The organism is Dasania sp. GY-MA-18 (assembly GCF_024734385.1).
Taxonomy (GTDB): Bacteria; Pseudomonadota; Gammaproteobacteria; order Pseudomonadales; family Dasaniaceae; genus Dasania; species Dasania phycosphaerae.
This window is the reverse complement of the sequence record NZ_JANHAP010000021.1, coordinates 25,520-31,697: the sequence shown is the minus strand read 5'-3', so window position 1 is coordinate 31,697 and position 6,178 is coordinate 25,520. Positions and strand designations below refer to the sequence as shown.

General features: G+C 44.6%; 3 protein-coding genes. 1 reads left to right on the top strand and 2 read right to left on the bottom strand.

The window, feature by feature from the left end; translation table 11 throughout:
* Positions 1-327: 327 nt before the first annotated feature.
* Positions 328-3,693 (bottom strand): tetratricopeptide repeat protein, encoded by a 3,366-nt coding sequence (locus NO559_RS16960; protein WP_258333068.1) that lies wholly within the window; start codon positions 3,691-3,693, stop codon positions 328-330.
* A gap of 246 nt (positions 3,694-3,939) precedes the next feature.
* The gene (locus tag NO559_RS16955; RefSeq protein WP_258333067.1) at positions 3,940-5,163 is read right to left on the bottom strand and encodes a threonine/serine exporter ThrE family protein; all 1,224 of its coding nucleotides are present in this window, start codon (positions 5,161-5,163) and stop codon (positions 3,940-3,942) included.
* Positions 5,164-5,343: 180 nt separating this feature from the next.
* Here NO559_RS16955 and NO559_RS16950 point away from each other — a divergent pair, with 180 nt between their 5' ends.
* Positions 5,344-6,168, top strand: coding sequence for a M23 family metallopeptidase (locus NO559_RS16950; RefSeq protein ID WP_258333066.1), 825 nt, complete (start codon positions 5,344-5,346; stop codon positions 6,166-6,168).
* Positions 6,169-6,178: the final 10 nt, after the last annotated feature.

Below are 6,178 nucleotides of genomic sequence, written 5' to 3'. Positions count from 1 at the left end.
GCTGTGCGTTAATTAGCGTTAACCACTGTTGTTTATCGCGTTTCATAACCTACCCCTGAATAATTGGAGGAGGTAGTTTATCGGTAGTTGATTGTTACTGGCAGAGTGTGGTTGGTGCTACGCTTACGGGGCTTAGGTTTGATCTGACATTACTAGGGGTTTTGATCGTCTCTAAACGCCCCAAAGCGGAAATTGGAGCAGTCTTGGTTTCTCGACAAAGCACGTGGTCGTTAATGACCCATAGAAGAACAAAAAGCTTCCTCATATTATCTGACAGCTAACAGCCAGAAGCGGACCTTGTGGACTGAATCAAAAAATCCAGATACTCTAGTCATCAAAATTCTGAGCAACCCTTTCTCGCTTCAACTTCGAAGCCGATAGTTTTACGGTAGCGTCAATCAAAATGACCCTGTTACGCTCTTCTTTTTCCAATGAATCCAGGAGCTTTAGACTCCTCTCTTTCTCTTTGTCATTAAAAAACAATATCACCGTATAATAAAAAATCGTCTCGTTTGCTCTGGCATATGCCTTTACCTGACTGGGGACGCTATTCATGAGACTTGAATTCTTAGCTAACTTAAATTCGACGACCGTTGTATCTTCGTAGCCTCTGGTAATCTGGAAGTCTACGTAACCTTGACCATTACCAACCTCAGCATTTACTTTACTCTTGGTATTCGCCCACACCAATTTAAAATGTTGCTGGATCGTTTCCTCTGAAACAAGATCATCAACAAGAGAACCAGTTTTATTATAGAACGCTCTATAAAGATTCTCATTTTCAATCTTTTGTTTTAGATATTCGATTCTTTTGAAAACCTCATCGAAGGTATTCTCATTTTCCTTTTCGATCTCAATATACTTCCGTATATTCTTTAACTCTTGATTATTGGGCAAATCTTCAATCGCGCTCTGTAAAAATTGGAGCGTAATACTAATATCTTCCGTCGACCATAAAAATTTTGCGTAGCTTATATATATGGCGGCTTTGTTATTTGATTTGGCTGATTCAATTGCCTCGTTATAAACTTGTCCGGCTTCTTCAACTTTGCCTTGTTCAGCCAATAATTCCGCAAGATTTTTATAAACTCTCCACAAACCGTTAGCTCTTTTATCCTTAAGTATATCGCTGAGAACCGATTCGGATCGATTTAAATTACCTGCGGTATATAGCCTTTTAGACAACTCCAATGCGATAGCAACTCTGTCACCAACAGCTGGTGCCTTCAACCCCTCTTCAAGAACATCAATAGCATCTTCGATTCGTTCTTCCTTCGATAGATACTTACTTGCGTCCATGTAGGCTTGATAAACCGAAGAGCAATTGGGGTCGATAAAAGCGCTGTTTAATACATTGAGGCAAGCTTCTATATTGCCCTCCCGATAATATCTATCGGCTAGATCTCTATAAAACCTCAATTTATCTCCAATGAAGGGATCGCCGATAGCTGATTTCAAAATTCGAATTGATCCTGTTAAGTCTCTTCTCGAAAAATAATAGTTCGAGCTATACTCGTAGGCTTCCGTCTTGTCGATACCTGATTTAGACTGTAAATAACCCTCAAGTATCTTTATAGCTTGATCAGATCTCCCTGCTTTTTCTAGTTTTTTAGCGTAATCAACATACATTGCAGGCCGATTCTTGGGTTGAGCACGTTGTAACTGTTTTTCAAAAAGGCCGATAGCATCCTCTAACCGCCCTTGCTCGGTTAGAAGCTCTACGCATTTCTCCACCAAGCGGATAGGATCTTCTTTGCCTGTATTGCGTATCGAATTCTGTAAAAATTCGACAGCGTCTTTGTTTTTATTTTGAGCACATAGGATGTTAGCCTTTATCAATCGCAAAACCCATTTTTTCGATGCTCGCTCATCTGCTAATCCACGCTCGGCCAGCTTAAGTGCCTGATTTGCTTCACCCGTTTCAAGTAGGAGTTTCGAAGCTGACTCATATATTGTAGACACACGCGTGATGCTGGGTCGATCTAAACACTCGAGAAGTAGAGTTAAAGCAGCACCATCTCTATCTAACTTACGGAGTAAACGGGTATAGGCAGGCACTATTTCAACCAAGCATTCATCTGGGATGAATTCGACAGCTTGCCTAAAATAGGCTTCCGCTTTGTCTAGGCGTTTGGCCACTTCAGCTAGATCAGCTGCTTTCCCATAAACTGACGCTGCTTTTTTCCGATCACCCGAAACTCGTCTATAACGTATCAATACTTCATCCACAGCATCGATACCGTTAAATCTATACTCCAGCTCTAACCTAAGAAGCCAAGATGCATAATAGATATTTTTAGATTCTGCCTTCCGAATATGGCTTAGCGCTTTTTCTAAATCACCTTCATTATTTCTTGCTCGCAAACAAAGCGCCAAGTGATAACTCATACCATTGGAACGCTTATCTTCAGGTAAACAAGAAATCAATGCTATGCGTTCAGCCAAGGTTATTTTATTTTTCGGAACCTGAGATTGCATTTGTTTAGTAATTGATTTGGAAAGCAAGACAGTCAGGCGCTCGCTAATAGAAGATAGCTCAAAAAGGCGATTTGCTTCAAGAAGATGATGCCGAAGTTCGGCATATGAACTAGCTAATTTTAAAGCGCCATCCGATATCGTGTTTCGGTAAGAGTCAAGAAGAAAGTCAGATGAAATACTGTGTGCAGCTTGCCAAGCTGCCAAATTACTCTTCAGACTAGCAATCTGAGAAGCTCGCACTATCGGGTGTAGCGAATAGCTACCTAGGTATTCATCCAGTATATAGCGTTCAAGTAAGCCCCTCTTAGGGTTTTCGCCATCTGAGACAATGTCACGATCATCCAAGAATTTAAAAAATGAGCGAGAAAACGATCTTCTAAACAGCGAGCAGAAATTCAGGACGCTCCGTTCTGTTTCAGAAAGTCTTTCTTGAGCTTTTGTAAGAATTGTTCTTTCGAATTCCTCTAAAAGCTCTTGACTGTATGTGTCGTCACCTGGAGAGAATTCTTCAGGAGCCCATGACATTAAGTGCTCCAGACTTTCAAATTCGAGCCCAGCGTTTACAAAAGTCAATATAGCTCTGAAATTTCCGCCTAACCTCCTTGCTACAGATTCACATTTTTCTTTTGGTAATTTTTCAAGTAAACCTTTGCGTTTAACAAGAGAGAAGAGATAACTCGAACCTTCGGTTGGAGAAAGCCCCTTCAACGTATGCGTATAAGCCGACTCATTCCATGAATCTGTTTTGGGCGATCGAGTAGTTAGCAATAGAATCTTACTTTTATACCGAGGAGATCTGGATAGATCTGAAAACAAACTAGCAAGCCCTTTGGATTTAATAAGCCCTTTGTTATCTATTAAGAGCTCTAAGTTGTCGAATGTTATAAGCAAGTCATCTCGACTAAGAATTTCTTTAGTAAGCTCAAGGATGCTCGATTGTCCTATCTCTGTTTGACGAGCCTTATTATTCTCCAAAGATTCTAAGTTAGAGGCCAGATCAAAATACATTGACGAAACTGGATCCTCGCTGTCTGCATCCAAAGTTAAAAATAGCGCTTTCCTTTTAACTTGCTGCGCGAGAAGATAAGAAACCGTCTTTTTTCCAACGCCGGGAAAGCCCTTTAATATCGCAAGCGAGTTTCCTTTCTTAATCCACTGATCGCTTAAGCCAGAAATGCAACTTAACTGCTCGTGAGAACGAAAATTTACTTCCATATTAGTTCCTATGACTAAGGGATAGGGTCCGTGGTTCTAGGATTAGTTCTTTACAGACAAACGACCGCTTTGGGCCGATAGTACCCTTTACTTTGTCTACAGTCGAATGTCGGCTTTTGACACGAAGCCGACTGTACGATTCGAGTCGGCCTCAATATCAATTTATCTTAAATTAAATTTAAACTACTACAACATACTACTACGGGCGTGCTCGACACTGTTCGTTATAATCCACAACAACAATACTTAAAGACTACGCTTAGGCGGCGTAATCACGTTGGCAAAAATTATCCCCGCCACCAGCGACATAAACACCAAAAACGCCTGCTGCCCTAATTGATCGCCTGCAAATTGCTCTTGCCCGGAAATAGCGCGGTTCAGCAGAATAAAAATCTTAGAGCCTGGCACTAGTACTACCAGCCCCGGTAGTGAGGGGATGAGGGCCGGTGATTTCATCATACGGGCATAGAGGTTGCTAAAAATACCCACCGCAAAGGCGCCTATAAAAGCGCCTAAGGCAATGCCAAAATACGCCGCGCCCCACAGGCTGGCACCGTAGGCTATGCAGCCTGAGGCTAACATCCAGGGTATGTCTTTGCGGCGTGCTTTTAAAATGATGGTTAGGGTAATGCTTAAAGTGGCCACTGCCACCCAAGCGCTCCAAGTGGTGGTAAAACTCACCGCTTGATATTGCAGCGGGCCTAAAAAAGAAGAGGCTAAAGCGATGCCCAGCCATGAGCCAAAATAAAGTTTAAACATTTGCATCAGTGCATCCATCACCCTGGCGCTGCCCGATACTAAATGCTTGGCCGATAGCTCGGCCAAACCTTGTAATAACGCCAGGCCAGGTATTAGCACAATAATGCTGGCCAATATTACCAGCGGCACATTAATGGCCGGGTCAAAACGGTTAAGGCAGCAAATTAAAAAAGCGGCGGTGATGGCAGCCAAAGGCTCTAGCATATAGGCTACGCGCTCATAGCGTTGTGCCAGTGTGACTAGGGCAAACACCACTATGCCTACCAGTGCCGAGGAGTAAATATCGTGCCAGCTGCCGTGGCTGAGCAGGGCAAAGGCGGCGCTACCGCCAGCAAAGGCTAATAAGGTGAGCAAGGGCGAGTAGCGGCTGGGTTGCTGGGCGATGTCGTCCAGTTGTTGATCGGCTTCTGCCAGCGTTAGCATGCCGCAGGCTAATTTATCCACCACCGCATCGGCGCGGGCCAGGGCACCTAAATCTAATTCGCCGGGTTTAACTCTGGCAATATGATTGTCGTCGTAGTGCTCGTCGGGGTGTTGGAATAAAAAATTAATAGACGTGGGGGTGACCATAAAGCCGGCACTCATGCCTAATAACTTGGCGGTACTCTCTAAATGCGTTTCCAACCTGTCGGTGGGGGTACCGTATTTATGGAGGTTTTTACCTAGCTTAATAATAAAGCGACGCTTGTCTTTATAGCTGGCATTTTGCACTAGGGATCTCCGATAAGGGGGCGATATGGGTATGGTGATAAATAACTGTTTATCATCTTAGTGCCAGCAGGCAGTGCTGTCACCCTAGCTGCGGCCTAAGTTTTTAAGCTTGCCCTAAGGATTTGGCCTGTGTTGAAATGGCTGTTAATAAGCTGATCAATCAAATGTTAGGAGCAGGCCTTGCTAAAAATTTTGTTAGTACTAACGCTGTTGTTCACCCCTAAGCTGTGGGCCGAAGAGTTGGTGCTGGGTGGTGTTAGCCTTAACGGGCATTTTATACAGGGCGGTTTGGTCATAGGGCGTGGCCTGCCGGGCACCGAGGTTAGTTTGGATGAACAAAAGGTCAGGGTGAGCGAGCAGGGCTTGTTTAGCCTGGGCTTTGATAGAGATGCCCCGGCTACTATGCAGCTGTCACTGGCTTTGCCAGATGGCAGTACGCTTGCCCACAGGCTGGATATCGCCCGCCGCGACTATAATATCCAGCGCATAGAAGGCATAGCTAAAAAAATTATGAGCCCTTCGGAGCAAGATCTAAAGCGTATCAGGGCTGAAGCCGCACAGGTGCGAGCGGCGAGGGCGGCAATACAGCAGCGTGAAGATTTTGCCGGCCAGTTTGTGTGGCCTCTAACCGGGCCAATTACAGGTGTGTTTGGCAGCCAGCGTGTTTATAATGGCCAGCCTAAACGGCCCCATTATGGGGTTGATGTGGCGGCACCCACCGGTACACCGCTGAGTACACCGGCCTCCGGCATAGTTACTTTGGCCCATGACGATATGTTTTATTCCGGTGGCACCCTGATCATTGATCACGGTTACGGGGTGTCTTCCACGCTTATGCATTTAAGTAAGGTGTTGGTAAAGGTAGGCGATGTAGTGCAGCCCGGTGATATAGTGGCCGAAGTTGGCGCCAGTGGCCGCGCTACTGGCCCGCATTTAGATTGGCGCATGAACTGGTATCAATCCCGTATAGACCCACAGTTATTAGTAGAGGCTATGCCCAAATAGCGTATTGAGA

Coding starts and splice junctions, on each gene's coding strand:
- NO559_RS16960 (WP_258333068.1), bottom strand. CDS start 3,693: ATGGAAGTAAATTTTCGTTCTCACGAGCAGTTAAGTTGCATTTCTGGC.